The sequence below is a fragment of the Methanosarcina spelaei genome, from assembly GCF_002287235.1.
Lineage (GTDB): Archaea > Halobacteriota > Methanosarcinia > Methanosarcinales > Methanosarcinaceae > Methanosarcina > Methanosarcina spelaei.
This window is the reverse complement of the sequence record NZ_LMVP01000334.1, coordinates 44777-63784: the sequence shown is the minus strand read 5'-3', so window position 1 is coordinate 63784 and position 19008 is coordinate 44777. Positions and strand designations below refer to the sequence as shown.

General features: G+C 41.2%; 10 protein-coding genes and 2 pseudogenes. 7 read left to right on the top strand and 5 right to left on the bottom strand.

The window, feature by feature from the left end:
* Positions 1-270: pseudogene (locus tag ASJ81_RS14090) on the bottom strand (phosphate ABC transporter substrate-binding protein); the annotation flags it as partial.
* 405 nt (positions 271-675) lie between these two features.
* Positions 676-1395 (bottom strand): annotated as a pseudogene (locus ASJ81_RS14085) (DNA polymerase domain-containing protein); the annotation flags it as partial.
* 182 nt (positions 1396-1577) lie between these two features.
* Between ASJ81_RS14085 and ASJ81_RS24660 the strand changes: the two are divergent.
* From ASJ81_RS24660 to ASJ81_RS14075, 3 genes are all read left to right on the top strand, one after another.
* Positions 1578-1700, top strand: coding sequence for an ISAzo13-like element transposase-related protein (locus ASJ81_RS24660; RefSeq protein WP_141241737.1), 123 nt, complete (start codon positions 1578-1580; stop codon positions 1698-1700).
* A gap of 188 nt (positions 1701-1888) precedes the next feature.
* Positions 1889-2005 carry an ISAzo13-like element transposase-related protein gene (locus tag ASJ81_RS24655; protein WP_170943316.1) on the top strand — a complete coding sequence of 39 codons (117 nt, stop codon included), beginning with the start codon at positions 1889-1891 and terminating at the stop codon, positions 2003-2005.
* A gap of 386 nt (positions 2006-2391) precedes the next feature.
* A complete protein-coding gene (locus ASJ81_RS14075; RefSeq protein WP_095644949.1) occupies positions 2392-3666 on the top strand; it encodes an adenylosuccinate synthase in 1275 nt (424 codons plus the stop codon).
* A 91-nt stretch (positions 3667-3757) separates the two neighbouring features.
* Here ASJ81_RS14075 and ASJ81_RS14070 read toward each other — a convergent pair whose 3' ends face one another.
* The 3 genes from ASJ81_RS14070 to ASJ81_RS14060 form a co-directional block, all read right to left on the bottom strand.
* Positions 3758-6562 carry a DNA-directed DNA polymerase gene (locus tag ASJ81_RS14070; RefSeq protein ID WP_095644948.1) on the bottom strand — a complete coding sequence of 935 codons (2805 nt, stop codon included), beginning with the start codon at positions 6560-6562 and terminating at the stop codon, positions 3758-3760.
* Positions 6563-6695: 133 nt separating this feature from the next.
* Positions 6696-8774 (bottom strand): putative cobaltochelatase, encoded by a 2079-nt coding sequence (locus ASJ81_RS14065; RefSeq protein ID WP_095644947.1) that lies wholly within the window; start codon positions 8772-8774, stop codon positions 6696-6698.
* Between the two features lie 19 nt (positions 8775-8793).
* Positions 8794-10467: an S-layer protein domain-containing protein gene (locus ASJ81_RS14060; protein ID WP_245860172.1), complete on the bottom strand. Its 1674-nt coding sequence runs from the start codon at positions 10465-10467 to the stop codon at positions 8794-8796.
* A 481-nt stretch (positions 10468-10948) separates the two neighbouring features.
* Between ASJ81_RS14060 and ASJ81_RS14055 the strand changes: the two genes are divergently transcribed.
* Genes ASJ81_RS14055 through cobN form a run of 4 tightly spaced genes read left to right on the top strand, consistent with a single transcriptional unit; the run spans position 10949 to position 18994 of the window.
* Complete coding sequence (locus ASJ81_RS14055) at positions 10949-11530, top strand: hypothetical protein (protein WP_095644945.1); 582 nt, start codon at positions 10949-10951, stop codon at positions 11528-11530.
* A 26-nt stretch (positions 11531-11556) separates the two neighbouring features.
* On the top strand, positions 11557-13107 hold the full coding sequence (locus tag ASJ81_RS14050) for a WD40 repeat domain-containing protein (protein ID WP_095644944.1): 1551 nt from the start codon (positions 11557-11559) through the stop codon (positions 13105-13107).
* A gap of 4 nt (positions 13108-13111) precedes the next feature.
* Positions 13112-14827, top strand: a complete 1716-nt coding sequence (locus ASJ81_RS14045) for a WD40 repeat domain-containing protein (RefSeq protein WP_095644955.1) — start codon at positions 13112-13114, stop codon at positions 14825-14827.
* Between the two features lie 12 nt (positions 14828-14839).
* The gene (gene cobN, locus ASJ81_RS14040; RefSeq protein ID WP_095644943.1) at positions 14840-18994 is read left to right on the top strand and encodes a cobaltochelatase subunit CobN; all 4155 of its coding nucleotides are present in this window, start codon (positions 14840-14842) and stop codon (positions 18992-18994) included.
* Positions 18995-19008 lie beyond the last annotated feature (14 nt).

Genomic DNA, 19008 nt, shown 5'->3' with positions numbered 1-19008 from the left:
AATAAGAGCAGCAATTCCAACTCCAGACCCTCCTCCGGTAACTGTTACGCTTTTTTCAGAGTTTTCAGCCATGAATTCTTCAGCTTCAGCCTGTGCAAGAGGCAAAACTGTATCAGAGCCTTTCAAGAAAATACTTGCAGATTCAGTACCACTAACGTTTTCTGCAGAAGATCCTTCGTTATTTTTAGTTCCGGTACATCCAATTCCCAGGAACACAAGCCCGATAATCAATAGTAAGAGAATTGCATACATTTTTAATTTATTTGCCATGTGTACAGACACTCCATCAAGTCGTAAATTAAATTTACGTTCGCCTAAGTTGTTTCCAGTACAATGCACAATAAATGAAAAATATATAAAGATTCGCTTGGTAGAATATAGAGAAGTACATATTATTAAAAAATATAAAAGAAAACAGTAGGGTATATTTATCCTATAGAAAATATAGCTATTAAGAGAAATAGCATTAAGGAAAAATTAGTATAAGAGATCAATAGTAGGCAAAATTAACTGAAGCTCAGAACAGAAAGAACAGAGATTAAAGACCAGTTTGTGAGTATAAAATATAATTTGAAATTGAAGTAAAGTAATACGAAAATGAAGTTAAAAGTAATCTGAACACTTTAAAAATACAGAAATTCAGAACAAAAAAGTTTCAGGAAAAAAAGCGCAGGTTCAGAAATCGAAGAGAGAACTCTGAGCTGCATGTCCATTCTCCTTACATAAATTCTGCTCCTGAGCTTTTACCTTACTTTCCTTTTCTGAAGAGGGCTTTTCCTGTTTCTTTACTTCAGGCTTCTTAGCTTCAAAGTCAAATAGTCCTTTTTGTTTTGAATCAAAGTCAAGTGAAGACATCTTAACCCCGAAAACCTCAAGAATACGTTCCACCGGTGGAAGTATCTGCTTCTTAACATAGTAATCGACATCTATCGGGATGTTGTTCTCCCTTACATAGTCCGGGTCTTCGGCCCGATCAACAAAGAGCCCTTTTCCTGCAATAATGACGAAAGGTATCCTTGTTCCTATGGAAGGTACGACACCTGTCCTTTTTTTCAAATTTTCAACAACAGTAAGGTGGGGTTGCTTGTTCTTATAACTTTCAGTCTTTTTTGTAAGGGTGCGAGTTAGAACAAGACTTTCAATAATATCGGAGTCTTTTGCAGGATCAAGATTCCTGACCTTGCTGACTACTTCACGAACGTAATTCACAGCCTGGTCAACATTACCTTCTATAAGCACAAGCTCAAGCACTTTATTGAGGGTTACCGAGGTCAGTTCACACCAGTCCCTTCGGACAGTCTCCATGCCTTTAACCTTAATTTTATCTTCCCAGCCAGAATTCCTTGGCTAGGAAAGCTAGAGAGCGTAGCGCTTCTTTGCGATAAGAAAAGCACGGTTATGAGTGACAAAAATATAATTTCAAATGTTTTAATTGCCTAAAGATAATAGAGAATTAACGAGCTGAATGAATAGTACTCTGAAAGCGAAAATCCGATTATCATCATGAATGTAAAAAAAAATTGTAGGTAATTTTTACTAAGGTGGAAAATTTTGTTGTACTGAAACGGTAAAAGTATATGACCCACAACTTCAGTACATTTCCAGATGACATTGTAATTCCACATGGCATATATGATGTGAAACGTAATGAAGGATACATTATTTTAGAAACAAGTAAAGACACGAGTGAATTGTTGTGATTGTATTAAAAACGGTGGGAAAATTACGGCAAGAAAGATTACCTCAAGGCAAATAGCATTTTAGTTTTGATAGATGGCTGTGAAGCAACTTAAGTAAGCATTAAATTTTCAAGGAAAAATTTCAAATGCTGGTAAATAAAATTGGAATTTAAAATCGAAATCCAAATTACTCACTATCCACCATACACTTGAAACACAATCCAATTGAACATGGGTTATTCTGCCATGTGACGGCTATCTGCAAAGGTACTATTTTAAGCAGTCTTAATGTGATCAAAAGTCTTGTTGATAAAACTTCTACGTAAAAAGGACTGAAAGTGTTTTCGACTATCAAGGATAAAGTTTATGCAACTGCAAGAAAAGTAAATGAGAACTTCAAGAAAAATATGAAAATTGTCTTTCATGATCGTTTGTGGAAACGGAATTATAGAGCGATTTAAGATATGAAAACTTGAAATTATATTTAAAGGACTACTTAGTGCTGGTTAATGTATGGTTCTCCTCCGATGCAAACATAATTACTGAAACATATTTTTCATTAAAATTTAGTATGATATCTAATATATTACCTACATGAATCCAATAATTGTATGCAATCATGGATCGTTATTTCAAAAACGCAGCTAGTAAAAATTACCAGAGTCAGATATCGACTTGCCAAAAGTGGGATAAATCTTAAAGGAGAAAATTTATGAATATAACAGCTATCGTTGGCGCACAGTGCGGTGACGAAGGTAAAGGGAAAATAGTGGATTTGATAGCACAGGATTATGATCTGGTTGTCCGTTTCCAAGGTGGAGATAACGCAGGGCATACCGTGGTTAATCAACATGGTACGTTTAAAATGCATTTAATCCCTTGTGGAATTTTTAATCCAAATGCAATCAATCTGGTTGGAACCGGTATGGTTGTAAATCCGGATGAGTTACAAAAAGAAATGAAACAAGTCACTGCTGCCGGTGTATCGGTTGATAACCTTAAAATATCAACTCGAGCCAATATATTAATGCCCTATCACAAGGACTTAGACGAGCTAAATGAACAGTCGAGTGACACGTCCATTGGTACAACAAAGCGTGGAACAGGTCCGGCTTATGCCGGACGGGCAACAAGAACAAATATCCGTTTTGGAGATCTGGCCGATCAGGATTATTTAAGAAGTCATTTTGAAAAGGTACTGCCTTCGATCAATCATCAGCTGTCTTTTTTCGGCGCTACTCAATATACTGCAGATCAGCTTTGTGAACTCTGCAACAACTGGTATAAACTGTTTAAGGAGCATATCGTTGACGCCTTTACATTGATTCATAATATGATGAAGGAGAATAAAAGGATTCTTTTTGAAGGCCAGCTTGGCGTTATGAAAGATATTGATTTAGGCACGTATCCTTTTGTGACATCTTCCAACCCAATTGCTGCCTACGCAGCTGTTAGTTCGGGGATCCCTGCTCGTTCAATCACTTTTGTTATTGGGATTGCAAAAGCATTTTCAAGCCAAGTAGGAGACGGCCCTTTTCCAACGGAGGCATTCGATGGTTGTATCATTTCACTCAGGGGAACCGGAGAGAACATTGACGATGAGTTTGGGGCAAGGACAGGAAGGCCCAGACGCCTGGGTTGGATAGATATTCCCGTATTGCGCTATGCCCATATGGTCAATGGTTTTGATGCGCTAGCCATATGCAAACTTGACAAATTGGACAGCCTGCCAGAAATAAAGATATGTACTAATTACCGTTACAACGATCAAACATTGTCGGTTTTTCCGGAAACGAAAATATTGAACCAGGTTGAAGCAGAATATGAAACATTGCCCGGATGGAAATGTGCAACGGCCGGAGTGGATAGTTTTGAGAATTTACCCAAGAATGCAAAAAGTTATATAAAAAGGATTGAAGAATTGGTGGGGGTTCCGGTCAAATACATAGGAATCGGTCCGGCAAGAAATAATGTTATAATCAGGTAAGCTGTATTTCCTCGACAGAATGCAAAGGTATAAATCCCGCAGCAACGGAATCTACCATGCAAAAACGAGTACAGGAGATTCCTGTGTTAATTTAAGTCCAATCGAACAGGGAACGCTGCTCTGCACGCCCGTTCTCCGAGCACTGGACTTTCTCTTCCTGTACTATTCCTTTGCTTTTCCGTTGAGATGAAACCTTTTCCTGTTTTTTCACTTCAGGCTTCTTAGCTTCAAAGTCAAATAGTCCTTTTTGTTTTGAATCAAAGTCAAGTGAAGACATCTTAACCCCGAAAACCTCAAGAATACGTTCCACCGGTGGAAGTATCTGCTTCTTAACATAGTAATCGACATCTATCGGGATGTTGTTCTCCCTTACATAGTCCGGGTCTTCGGCCCGATCAACAAAGAGCCCTTTTCCTGCAATAATGACGAAAGGTATCCTTGTTCCTATGGAAGGTACGACACCGGTCCTTTTTTTCAAATTTTCAACAACAGTAAGGTGAGGTTGCTTGTTCTTATAACTTTCAGTCTTTTTTGTAAGGGTGCGGGTTAGAACAAGACTTTCAATAATATCGGAGTCTTTTGCAGGATCGAGATTCCTGACCTTGCTGACTACTTCACGAACGTAATTCACAGCCTGGTCAACATTACCTTCTATAAGCACAAGCTCAAGCACTTTATTGAGGGTTACCGAGGTCAGTTCGCACCAATCCCTTCGGACAGTCTCCATACCTTTAACCTTAATCTTGTCTTCCCAGCCCGAATTCTTTGGCTCGAAAAGCCAGAGAGCGTAGCGCTTCTTTGCGATAAGAAGAGCACGTTTGGCAATGGACTCGAACTCAAGTTCCATTGGATCGGGCAAGGACGCAGAAACGATATTTGAAAGCCTGTTACCTATAAGACTAATCTCTTCAAGAGATAGATCTCCTCTGGACTTACAGTGGACAAAAACACTGTCAGTATCTCCATAGGCAACCGATAATTCAACTACACTGTCCTGTGGAGAGAGTTCTCCGGCTTCATCAAGGAGCAGAGCTGTTTTATTCCTGATAATTATTTTTCCTATAGTGCTGTTGATAATTTCCCGAGTATTGAGGATATTGCTTCTTCCAAAACTTGTTACTGCATTTGCAAGAGTCAAGCTGTAGAGCCTGGCCCTAGCATACCCGGAATAACCGTAAAAGCTGTTTAACAGGATTTTCAAGGCAAGTTGGGTAGCATCAAGGACTCTATACTCACTTTCGTTAGAGGTTCCTCTCATCCTTTTCTTTGTCTGTGTCCTTTTGTTAAGTAAGTCTTCGAGGATCGACGGCACGATTCCCTTGTAAACCTCGGGAAGCACAAAATCTCCTCCGGACGGAGGTCTGATAGTCATCCCCTGAGGCCTGTCGCCCGTAACTACTGTAGTATAACACAGGTTATGTGCCATCATTATAGTTGGGTAAAGAGACTTGTAGTCGAGAATAAGCACATTTTCCAAAAGGCCCTTCTGAGGTTCAAGAACTTCTCCTCCTTTGAGATCAGAGCTCATTTCATATCTCTCAGCCGAAACTCCATCGTCGGGTTTTGGAAGGAGAACTCTGTCGCGGAGCCCGAACTCTTTGAGAAGAAGCATTTCAACCATCGAAGTCTGGCCTCCATCTACAACTTCCTGAAGCAGGCTTCCGCTCACCTGAGCAAGGGCAATATATTTGTCAAGAAGTTTTAAATTAAGGATAAGTTCAAGAGCAAGCTCTGCATCCCTGCGTGAGTAATCGACGAATTTTTTGAATTTTTCCCCCGTATCGAGCCAGTACTCTTCCATTTCAAGGGGGGGTACATCCAGTTTTTCGCGGTTCAGAAGTTCCTTTGAAACCGCACGCAGGGTATACTGCTTCAGACTGAAAGCTCTCCTTACCAGAGGAAGCGCATCCACAACCACCCGGCCTTTCATTTCGGTACGGGTAATAAGCCCGAACCGCCTGTACCCTATATTACTGCCGTCCCGGCCGACAACAGGATTTATTACTTCCCCTTGCGCTACCAGAGTTTTAACTCTGTCCGTTATGTAGGGAATATCGAAATCCTGATGATTATATCCAATTACAATGTCAGGGTCGTACTCGCAGAAGATTTTGAAAAAGTGGTTTAGCATTTCGGTTTCGTTCTTGTAGGAAAAAACATCGGAATTCAGACCTTCTGCAGGTTTTGCCAGAAGTACAAGGGTTTTATGCCCTTTGTACTCTGGCTCGAAGGAAAAGCTGATCATGATTATAGGTGAAACATCCGGAGAGGGCATTCCTCCATCGAAAGGCAGGCACTCTATGTCAAAAGAGAGATACTTCAGGGGGGCGATGGCAAGATTTTCAACTTTATTAAATCCGGACGCAAGGACCGAAGAGGCACATGTAAATTTCCCACAGTGAGAACTGCCTGAACTACTTGTCCGGATATATTTTGCAGGATCAACGGCTTCCCCTTCTGCAGATACCCAGACCATGCCTCCGAGATCTCTGTCAATTAAAAAACGATTTCTGAAAAGAATATCAGTCTCATACACTTCCCATTTGCCTTCGGCCCTCATTACTTCCTGGAGCTTCAGAATCTCGTCCCTGATCTCGGGCACCTCTCTGGGCAGGTGGGTAGTAACCCTGAGCATCTTTGTCTTTGTTTTCTGATACCCAATAGGCTCGAACTTCTCAACAATATCTACTTTTTTAACTTGAGTGAAAGTATCTTCGATAAGCCTGGCTACGGCATTAAGGTCTCCAGAGGCCTTGAGATAGAAATAAGGTTCAAAATCGGGAACAAAACAGCAAACGCTCTTCCCGTCCTCTCCCCTGCCAAAGAGGCGGATTACGGGACTGCTGTCATTAATGACTTCATAGTCTGCATCCAAGATCTGGAAATCCATAGGCATGGTTTACGTTTTTAGATAGACATATATCTTTTGTTGTACTTTTGAAAAATATAATTCTATTTTCAAGAAACCCATCGAATTTAAGATGAAAAGTAAAGAACTTCAAGTTAAAAGTTTCCATAAAAGAAGAACTTCAAGCCGAAAAGCTGCCTGAAGAAACCGAGAATTCAAAAGGGGCCGAAGTTCGAACAGCTTCAACTATTGAATCTGCCTTCAGGTCCTCAAGTGCAAGATATCTGGCTCCAAGAGCACTTGAAATTTCCTGAGCAAGCCCGAATTTAATTATGCTGCTTTCCGTATCAATAACTGCCGACTGTATGCATTCACTTCGAAACATAGAAGCTATCGTTTTTGACTCCTGGAGAGGAGGTTCACCGTTCATACTGACATTTGCTCTTCCGTCAGAGATCAGAACCATAAACGGACAGGTGTCAGGATCGCGCAGAAGTTCTGCCTTTATGGTTTCATAGCCTTTCATAAGCCCATGTGAAAGTGGAGTCTTTCCTCCTGTTGGCAATTCTTCCAGATACTTTTGTGCCATTTCCACGCTGGATGTTGGCGGCAGCACCAGCTCTGCTCCTGCTCCCTTAAAAGCAATAAGCCCAACCTTATCACGTTTCTGGTAGGCATCCATCAACATTGAAAGCACTGCACCTTTAGAAGCTACCATCCGCTGTTGAGCCCCCATAGAACCGCTGGCATCCACAACAAAAAGTACAAAGTTACCTATCTTTTTCTCACGGACTTTTTGCCTGAAATCCGATTCATGAATTACTATGGAGTTTCCGTTTTTTTCCCTTACAAGCTGGTAAGGTGCAGCTGCCCTTAAGGTAGCATCAAAAGCCAGATCCGTGATTTTTTCCTCGGGAATCTTACTCTTTATATACCTGCCCTGTTTGGATTTCGTCAGGGTTTTGCTGCGTCGACCGGACCCGTTTCGGTTATTTCTTTGAAAATCGGGAGAAAATTGCTTTATCTGGTAACTCGCTCCTGTTGTAAAAATAGTTTCGGAGGAAGCATCCGGCTGTTCCCCGGTGCTGTCCTGAGGGTTATCTGATTTCTGCTCTTCTGGGTGAGCCTGTGCTTTTCCGGATTGCTCATTATGCTCTTTTTTTTGCTGTTCATTTTTATTTTTATCTTTTTCTTTTTGCTTTTCTTTTTTATTTTCCTTTTCTTTTTCCCTTTGTTTCTCTATACTCTCATTCAGCTTATCCTGCTTATCAGAATGATTATCAAACGGTTTTCTGCGCATACGGTGAGGAAGGACTAACTCTGCAGCTTCCTTTACATCCTCTTCAAGAACCTCAGTCCTGCCGTTGAAAGCTGCAAGAGTGATTGAGGTTTTCATCATTGTGATATCTGCCCTGTGCCCGTCGACTCCCATATCAACACAGATCTGGCTGATCAACTCAAGCATGCTATCCGAGATCCTCACTTCAGGAAGTAATTTCTGTGCCAGAAGAATCTGCCCGCAAAGCTCGGACTCTGCAGCCTGCCAACTTACTGCAAAAGCTTCAGGATCGGTCTCATAACTGAGCCTGTATTTGATAAGTTCCACCCGTCTGGCTACATCCATGATCCCCTTTATATCCACGCATAAACCGAAACGGTCAAGTAACTGGGGTCGAAGTTCTCCTTCTTCGGGGTTCATGGTTCCTACAAGCACGAAATTTGCAGGGTGAGAGAAAGAAATTCCTTCTCTTTCAACGGTGTTTATTCCCATTGCCGCAGAGTCCAGGAGCACATCTACAAGATGGTCATCCAGAAGATTAATCTCATCCACGTACAGGATACCCCTGTGAGCATGGGCAAGTACCCCGGGATCAAAGCGTTTTTCCCCTTTTTTGATGGCATGTTCGATATCAAGAGTCCCTACAACACGGTCTTCGGTAGCACTTACAGGCAGATCCACAACTTTCATTTTTATGGAAGAACTCTTAAGAATCCCAGCTTTTACCTTATCCAGGCATTCTTCACACATTGCATTTACATCATGAGGACTACAATGGAATTTACAGCCTTCTACTACCTCGATTTCGGGCAGGAGATTGGCCAGTGCCCGGACAGCCGTTGACTTGGCAGTACCTTTTTCACCCCTGATAAGAACCCCTCCTACTTTCGGATTAATAGCATTCAGGATCAGGGCTTTTTTCATTTTCTCCTGCCCGACTATTGCAGTAAAAGGGTAAATAGTAATGTTATGGTTTTTCATGGTTTAACCTCAATATATTTCAATTTCCGATAAGGTATTCTTCAACACTCATAACCGGGATAGACCACTTAGTAACCGTAGGAAGAACGGAATCCACATTTTCCACCTTGTTCATGAAAGGGAAAAAGGTAACATTGAGATTTTCTCCTGTCTTCTTTTCAAAAGAGCCGAGGTGGATCTCTTCTGTAACCTCGAGGTCCGAACCGAAATTGAGAGAATTTTCGTTTTCAAGCCGGATTTCAGGGGAAGTTTCAACAACAGTAAGTGCCCCGAACATATCCCCGACCCTTATTTCAAGAGGGCTTTCGGAAAAGTGCAAAGGATATTTTAAGCTTACACCAGAGGTTCCGTTTCCTTCCAGGACATTATCCACATATACGGAAAGGAGTGGGACTTCAATACCATTTACTGTCTTATTATACAGGAGAGTATGTGTACCCAGATCGGCTGACTTCCCGGGAGAGATTATACTTGAATAAACAGCAACATTATTTCTTAAAACCGTCAGATGGACTTTATCCGACTCTATGTCATCTACTTTCAGAGTATACCCTTCTCCAAGGTTCCATTCTTCACCGGAATAGAGACTTCTGCCATTGTCATCATCCATAAGGACATTTATAAATCCCTGATCGTCTCCAAGATATGCATATTTCTCACCATCCCATCCAAGCACAGAATATCCACCATCAAAAGCGTTTTCCCCATAATTCCTCATCTCCGGGCTTTTATATTGAATTTTGACAGGTGAAGATTTATAAACCAGACCTCCTTTTGGAATCCATTCGTCCTCAGTATTAAGATTGAGTTCAAGTCTTTCTGTACTGAAATTGTTTTCAAGATCATAATAGAGCATACCAAAAGAATCAGCAGTCCAGACGCAGGAATCCGGAGAAGAATCCGAGCGGTTTACAGTTAAAGATGTGCCTTTTATCTGATATGACTTGATAACATCTTTAGTCATATTGTAAGAACATGCCCTGTATACAGAATCAGCCACCCTGAAATCGATCAAATCTTTAAGGATAGTAACATAATTTCCAGGACTCATCTGGATAGACACTCTGTTTTTCAGTTCGATTTTTTCATCTGTAACCTCAGTGACCTCGAAATTACCATACTGGTCCCCAACGTTAATCTCAATAGGTTCGGTCGAGTACTGGTTTACACTCGTGAGACTCACAATCGGGTCCTTACTGTCAAGAACCCGATAGAGAGTTCCTTCCAGAATTGTATACTTAGTGCCGTTTATTGTAGCATTGAAGTTGAACTTTGAACCTTCTTCAAGAGATTTCGCAGTAACCGGGACGGAGTTTTTCTGAAGTTCTATGAGAGCAGAATCATTGTTTACCCCCTGAAGCACCAGTTTGTAGCCATTTCCCAGATCATAATCATTTCCTCGTTGAAGATCACGACTTCCATAGCTAACAAGGTTCTCGGTGATCAAACCATCTTCAAAAACCTTATACTTCTTCCCAAAGAAAGCCGTTGAACCATAAACGATTTTTGAGGTATAAGTTGCATTTCCCGCATCAACAAACCCGTTTTTAGAGAAATTAAGCTCCAAAGACTCATAGTACGTGCCGGTAGACGTTGAATAATAAAATCCGGGGCAATTTTCCCCGTTAAGAATTGTATGTTCTCCGGCTGAAATATCTATAATAGGGCCTCGTTGTTCAATAGCACCTTCCACAGGATTAATAGCAATTAAAATAATTGAGATAACAAAAATAATATAAAAATAGATAGTGATTCTAATCATTTTGTTGCAATTAGTCATAAATGTGAAGAATATAGTAGCAATATATATCAATTTTGTTTTTAATTAGAAAAAGTAATTATTATAATATAAAAAAAAATCGTAGTGTTGAAGAAGAATACAAAGTAATAAAACTTATTTCATAGAGTACCCGGAAGAACAGTAACTATTACCAGGTCTTACTGATAGTGTAAATTACGAGAATATTAAGAATAAACTAATTGTCGAGTCGAAAATTAAAATAGTAACTTAGTATCGCAGAAAAATTGAATTGGACATAGTAGCTATAATTTTTAGATGTCGTAGCCATAATTTTGGGATATAGTAACTATAATTTTTATTTTATTATTACTATATGAGAGGATTTAAGAATATTTTCGAAATATTTATTAATCACCTCCTATATGGGTCAATTATGATTTCCAGAAAGACTATAATGTTCGGATTTATAGTCCTGGGCCTTGCAGGCTTGATAATTTATTCTCAGATTGTGCCAGATAAAAAAAACGTATACAAGGAAGACTTTAAAAATTGTAATTTTGAAGGAGAGTTTCTAAGATGCAAAAATGGGGCACTGCATCTAGAAACAACAAATTCGTCACAGACAGGGGAAGGGATTTGGAGTAAAAATATGAGCCTGTCACCAGGAAAAATTTCATGGAACTGGAACGGACAGGACCTGAATAAATTCAGTCTCTGGCTAAAAGTGACATTCAGTGATCACAAGTCTATTTACTATGTTGCAGCGGGAAGCATGAATCCTCAATCCGAAGGTGAATATTATAGAGATCAGGAAAATCGAAGGCGTTTTTCGCCATCTATTATAATCTCAGGAATTCCAATGAGTTCAGTTGAAAGAAATCTTGCTGAAGATTATGAAAAGTACTGCGGGCCTGCTGAAAATATAAAAATTGAAAAAGTGAGTGCAGGTTTTGGTGACAACAGTACGCAACATCAGAACATTTTGAGTATCTCAGACCTGAAGATATACGGATAACAAAGAGTAATCAAAGGAGTCTGAAAATGAAAAAGAGTAGTATTATACTGATAATTATATTTTCAGTAGTGTTTCTAGTCTGTTCGGGATGCACATCTTCACATATTTTAACATCTAATGAAAAAGAAAACAATAGCAGTGAAGAAATCTCAGAAATTGCGAGCAGTCACGAAAGCAGTCAATTCAGTCAGGAAAACCTAACCTCTTCTGAAAAATCTTCTCCTTACCTTTACTGGGAGTATGAACTTGGAAATATAACTCCAGATAATCTCAGTGAAGGAAGATCGACTGTCCAGGACTGTGTGGCATACTCCCGGGATGGGAAGCATGTAGCTGTCGGGACAGGGAAAAAACTGACAGTTATTGACGTGTCAGGCAAAAAGCTACTCTGGGAAAAGACTTTAAGAGGAAATATCTCGGACATTTCGTTCTCGAAAGAAGGAAAATATCTGCTTGCAGGGGAAAAGAGTACTGACGGATACATTTATTATCTGGATGCTGCCACAGGAAATGAAATTCACAGTTATAGAAGTGCCGATGACCTGGGAACCAGTACGAACTCAAAATATCAGCCCTGCATATACAAAATAACGGCTTCTGATGATGCTGTATACATTGCAGCAGGTCGATACTGGAAAGAGTCCGAGTACGGGCTGGCTTCAAGAGTGTACAGGTTCAGTCCGGATGGCACTCTTTCATGGAAACTGCCTGCAACCGAAAACTATGCTCAGAGTGTAAACTGGATTGATTCAAGCCAGGATGGAAAAAATGTGGTTTTTTCAACCGGGGACTGGACAAATTCCCTTGGGCTTGATGCAGTTGTCTATTCCGTGGATGACAGTGGAAACCTCCGCTGGAAATATGAAATTCCTCCTCTTAAGCCTTACTTTGTTTCTGCAGCTATCTGGCACGGACTTGATATTTCAGATGATGGATCCGTGGTAACTGCCTATACCGGGGATGGACGAAAATACCTTTTTTACGATTCCGAGATGATGAGACCAGGAGATGGGAAAACAGCATGGGACATGAAAACCCCAGGAGACGGAAAGACATCATGGGACACCTATGATTGGCAGTCCAATGTAACAGTTCCAGAGGAAGTTGAAGGAAGTCATATCTATGCCTATGGGGAAGCTGCAAAAATTTCCAGTAAAAATGAGATACTTTACCTTACAGGAGCCACACTTCCTGCATATTATCCCGATAACATACCAATGGCGCATCCCCTTGAGAATTCTCTTGTGTCATGTGATACTGAAAAAGGAAACACTTCCTGGACCTATAATCTCGGAGGACGCTGTGCAGGGATCTTCTTTTCTCCGGATATGAGATTTTTTGTCCTGCCAGTCGGAAAAGACTCGTCCTCAGGTAATACTCAGGTTCATGGAGTTCATGTTTTTGATAACCAAAAATCCGGAAACGGTAATTCAAGGCTAATCTGGAGATTTAACACTGAAGGCGTTATTTTAGATTCTGCGATTTCTTCCGACTGCACAGTTGCTGCAGTTGAAGCTCCTCTAAAGCTTGAAAACGGGAATGTGATTGGGAAACACAGGTTAATAATTGTCAGGTGAGAGAATGAAATGGAAAGTTTTGATAGTCCTGCTTATTCTAACTGTAATTACTGCCGGATGCGCTGAAAAAGGCCAGGAATCAGAAAATGGTAAAATTGCTCAGGCTTCCGAAGGTGCCCAGAATATAGAGGAAACGGGCAATTCCGATGTCGGGGTATCCATAGACTCTATAGTATTTTCCAGAACCGGAGCTCTGATTACTCTAAGAAAAGAGGCAGAAATTTCACAGGTAAAAATTTCTTCTGTTAATAATTCGGCAGAGTCAATAGATATTGGAAAAACCGAGAACCAGGTCTTTGTAGCTTTTGACTGGGAACCCAATACTCAATATAAGTTTGAAGTAATCACAGGCAGCGGGGCAAAAAGTGATCTGGAAGTGTACGCTCCTGAAAAACCTGCTTTGAAAGAAGAGTATGCTGTAAAACTTGAGGATGTTACTCCAGGATCGATAGATAAAACTACAGAAAATGTAGAAGGCATGATTAAATTCTCCCCTGACAGCAAGTATCTTGCTATTGGGACTCAAGGAGGTTCTCTGAAACTTATAGAGCTTGCAACAGGTGAAAAGGTTTGGGAAACACAGCTTGTTAAAGGCATAGCTGATGCAAGAATTTCAGATATAGAGTTTTCAGGGGATGGAAAACATCTGATTGTAGGAGAAGATAGTCCGGATGCTTTTATTCACTGCTTTGATTTAAATGGCAAAGAAATCTGGAAATATGGAGCAGGACAAGACCTGGGTTCAGATCTTGACCACATGCCAGCCATGAAAAAAATAAAACTGGATTCAAAAGGAAATATTTATGTTGCTGCCAGTAGAGCTTGCGGCTACATAGGAGAGGAATACAAATATTTAGGAAGAGTTTATTCCTTTGACCCTGAAGGCAATTTACGCTGGAAATTCCCTGAATCCGAACTTATGGACTCAGGAGTTACATGGGTTGATACAACCCCTGACGGAAAATACTCTGTTTTCGGCACTACCAACTTTGCAAACGCCGACAAATGGAAAGAAGGAACTGTACATGTTCTGGATGGAAATACCGGAAAGGAATATTGGAACTATTCAATCCCGCCTCTTAAACCATTTTTTGACTATACTGCAATATGGTACAGTACCCAGATTACTCCTGATGGTAAAAATATAATAACAATGACCAGTGATGGACGAGCCTTTTTATTTAATAATTCAAAGAGCATGGAAACAGGTACACCGGAAATAGGATGGCAAGCAAACATTTCAACCCCGGTTGTAGTAAGCGGAGTCCCTATTTACGGTAGTGCGAATTATGCATACATTATCAACAATACCCTTATTTTCTCAATAGGCAGCACATTCTCCAAAGACAAAAACAACGATGCTCCTATAGAACATCCTAATGGAAACAGCATCTTTGCCTATGATACTGACGGCAACCTGCTGTGGAAATGGAGAGTGGATGGCTATGCAGGGGAATGTGCAATGAATGACAGGTATCTCGTTGTCCCTATATCCCAGAACCTGGTGACCGAGGATAGAAATGTCCACGGAGTATATGTCTTTGACATATCAAAAAGCGGAGGTTCAAACTCCAAACTTGTCCAGGTTTATAATACCAAAGGGATTACAATAGCATCTGATATCTCCCCTGATGGCAAGTATATTGCAGCCCTGGAAGCTCCTGCAAGGCTTGATGACGGCACAGTGCTTGGAGAGTATAAAGTGCATGTTCTTACATGAGAGGAGAAAAACATGAAAATTGTTTCAATAACGTGGAATTCCTACATTCCCACTCTCCTCAAAGCTGCAGGAGACCTTGGCATAGAGCTTGAAGCCCACTATTCAAAAATACTGGAAGATAATCCGGAAGAAGCTGAGAAGGTACTTCTTGAATGCGAACACGCGGATGCGGTTTTTCTATACTATATATCAAACCCGTTCTGGGAAGAGTTCTACGAAAAGCTTGAACCGTTAAAAACGAGGGTACCTGTAATCTGTGTAGGGAGTGACCCCTCCTCATTTACCCTCTCTTCGGTGAAACTTGAGATTGCAGCTACATGTTTTTCTTATATAATCTATGGAGGACAGGAAAACTTTGCCAATATGCTGCGTTATATTTTAAAAGAAGTTTTAGGATGCAAGATTGAAACAAAACCACCGGAAAAGATACCATGGGACGGGTTATATCATCCGGACGCAGAGAATAGATTCTCAAACTTTGAAGAGTATATTAAATGGTACGGGCCTTTGAAAGATAAAACCGTGGGTCTGCTTATCTCCAGGACTTCCTGGGTAAACAACGAACTCGAGATAGAAAATGCTCTGATAAGAAAGCTAGAAAAGCTCAACCTATCGGTTGTCCCTGTTTTTGCATACTCATTGAAAGATAAAGAGCTTGGAAGCAGGGGAATGAATGAGGTCATAGAGGATTATTTCATAAAAAACAGCAGGCCTATAATAGATTGTCTTATAAAACTATCTCCTTTTTTTATTGCAAGCAGTAAAACCGAAGAGAGAAATATATCCTGCGCAGCAAAAGGCATAGAAGTCCTGAGAAAACTTGACGTCCCTATTTTCCAGCCTGTAATTTCACACTATATGACTGTTGAAGAATGGCAGGAATCAATGGGATTAAGCAGTGAGATTGGATGGAGTGTAGCTCTTCCAGAGTTTGAGGGCGGAATTGAGCCTATCATAATAGGAGCAGGCAAAAAAGAAGGAAACTATATGGGGCGTTTTCCTATAGAGGACCGCTGCTCAAAACTTGCATCCAGAATTTTAAAATGGACCGAACTCAGGAAAAAACCGATCAACCGGAGAAAAGTTGCCTTTATCCTGCACAATAGACCCTGCACAGGTGTTGAAGGCTCGGTAGGAGACGCTGCAAATCTGGACTCTCTTGAAAGCGTGGCAAGAATACTGAACCGGATGCAAGAAGCAGGTTATGCCGTCAATCCTCCTGAAAACGGAAAAGACCTCATTGAAACCATTCTCAAGAGAAAAGCAATTTCCGAGTTTAGGTGGACTCCTATTAATGAGATAGTGAAAAACGGTGGAGTACTGGCTTTTGTGGAAAAAGAAGAATACGAGAAATTTTTCAATACCCTGAGCCCGAAGGTGAGGCAAAGAGTAATTGAGGGCTGGGGAAATCCTCCTGGAGAAGAAGTAGATGGTATTCCTGCAGCTATGGTCTATGATAATAAGATCGTTGTAACAGGAGTGCAGTATGGAAACACCGTGGTTTGCGTACAGCCAAAGCGGGGATGCGCAGGTGCCAGATGTGACGGAAAAGTCTGCAAAATCCTTCACGATCCTGAAGTTCCGCCAACCCATCAGTACCTTGCAACTTACAGGTATCTTGAAGACACATTCGGAGCCGATGTGCTCGTACATGTGGGAACCCATGGAAACCTTGAGTTCCTGCCTGGAAAAGGAGTTGGGCTTTCAGAAGACTGCTATCCTGACATAAGTATCGGGACTATTCCCCACCTTTATATTTATAATTCTGACAATCCTCCGGAAGGTACAATTGCCAAACGCCGAAGCCTTGCTTGTTTGATAGACCATATGCAGACTGTCATGAACTCAGGAGGACTTTACGAAAACCTGGCAGAACTTGACAGGCTGCTTGGAGAATACGAACAGGTGAAACACGACAGGGGACGTGAGCATGCCCTGAAGCACCTGATCCTTGACGAAATCAAAAAATCTAATCTGAATTCCGAGATAAAAGCCGATCATCAGACTCCGTTTGAAGAAATAGTAAGAAAAGCACACGAAGTTCTTGGAAAAATAAGAAACAGCCAGATACATAATGGGATGCACATCTTTGGACAGGTCCCCGAAGGCGAGAAAAAAGTCGAATTCATAAACTCGGTTTTAAGGTATGATGACCAGGGAAGTGTGGGAAACAAAGTCTCGATTAGAAGGTTGATTGCAGGACTTCTGGAACTTGACCTGGATGAACTGATCTCTGACCAGAGCCTGATTTCCGAAAACGGAAAATCAAACGGACAGTTGCTTGAAGAAATAGACTCCCTTTCTAAAGACTTTATAAGAACATTTATAAATAACCCTGAAAAAGAGCCAGCCCGGATAATCAAAGAGATTTTTGATGGAAAAGATTTTGAAGGACAGAATGTCAAAGAAAAAAGATATGAAGGGCACATTATCAAAGAAGAAAGCTATGAAGGGCACATTATCAAAGAAGAAAGCTTTGAAGGACAGAATGTCAAAGAAAAAAGATATGAAGGGCACATTATCAAAGAAAAAAGCTCTGAAGGACAGAATGTCAAAGAAAAAAGCTCTGAAGGACAGAATGTCAAAGAAAAAAGCTCTGAAGAGCAAAATATCGATGAAGGGATAAATAACCCTGAAATAGAGCCAACCAGGATAATTAAAGAAGTTTTTGAAGGAAAAAGCTTTGGAGAGCAAAATATCAGAGATACGGGTATAAATTCCGCACTTCTTCAGGATGCAGCTTCGATTTGCAGCAGAATTCTTGATCTTGAATCCAGAACAGATGACTCACTTGAAATTGAAGCTCTTCTGCACGGCTTTGATGGAGGGTATATCCCTGCAGGCCCTTCAGGCCTTATTATGCGTGGAAGAGATGACGTGCTGCCAACAGGCAGGAATTTCTATTCACTTGACCCGAAAAAGATTCCGACAAAAGCTGCCTGGAGAGTAGGACAGCAGCTCTCAGAGGTTCTGATTAATAAGCACATCAAAGACGAAGGCCGGTATCCTGAGAATGTGGGATTTTACTGGATGGCAAATGATGTAATGTGGGCTGATGGAGAGGGAATGGCCCAGATTATGAGCTTGCTTGGGGTTGAACCAGTATGGTTTAGCAATGGGCAGCTGAAAGGGTTCTCCGTGATTCCCCTTGAAGAACTTGGCAGGCCCAGAATTGATATTACAATCCGAGTTTCAGGAATTCTACGGGATAATTTCCCAAACTGTCTTGAGATCATAGACGAAGCAATTCAGGCAGTGGCTTCCCTTGATGAACCTGAGGAGATGAATTACCCAAGAAAACACAGTCTTCGGATGATTGAAGATGGAACGAGTTCCAGGGATGCTACCTTAAGGATCTTTTCAAGCAAGCCAGGGACTTATTCGGCCGGAGTTCAGCTTGCAGTCTATGCAAGTGCCTGGAAAGATGAAAAAGACCTGGCAGACATCTTCCTTTACTGGAATGGGTATGCATATGGAAAGGATATAAAAGGCAAGGAAGCCCATACTCAACTTGCTTCAAGCCTTAAGACCGTGGATGCTACCTTTAATAAAGTGGTAAGTGACGAGTACGACCTTTTAGGGTGCTGCTGTTACTTTGGAGTCCACGGAGGCTTTACAGCTGCAGCTAAGCAGGCTTCCGGAAGAGATGTAAAAGTTTACTTTGGTGATACTCGAGAACCTCAGCACGTTGAAGTCAGGGACATGGCTGACGAACTGCGAAGGGTTGTAAGAGCCAGGCTCTTAAATCCGAAATGGATCGAAGGCATGAAACAACACGGATATAAAGGCGCACAGGACATTTCAAAAAGGGTTGGAAGGGTCTATGGCTGGGAGGCTTCTACCCAGGAGGTGGACGACTGGATTTTTGATGATATCACAAAGGCCTTCGTGCTTGACGAAGAGATGCGCCGCTTCTTTGAAGAGAACAACCCCTATGCCCTGGAGGAAATGTCCAGGAGGCTCCTTGAAGCGCAGTCAAGAGGGCTCTGGAATCCTGACCCCGAGCTTCTTGAAGAGTTGAAAATGTCTTATCTCGAAATTGAGAGCTGGATGGAAGAACTGGCAGGAGAAGGAGAGTTTCAGGGTGGAGCTGTCGATATAATTAGTTCAGAAGATGTCCCTGACTGGAACGCAAAAATGCAGGAAATCCGAAAAATCCTCAAATAACAAAAAGGTAGCGG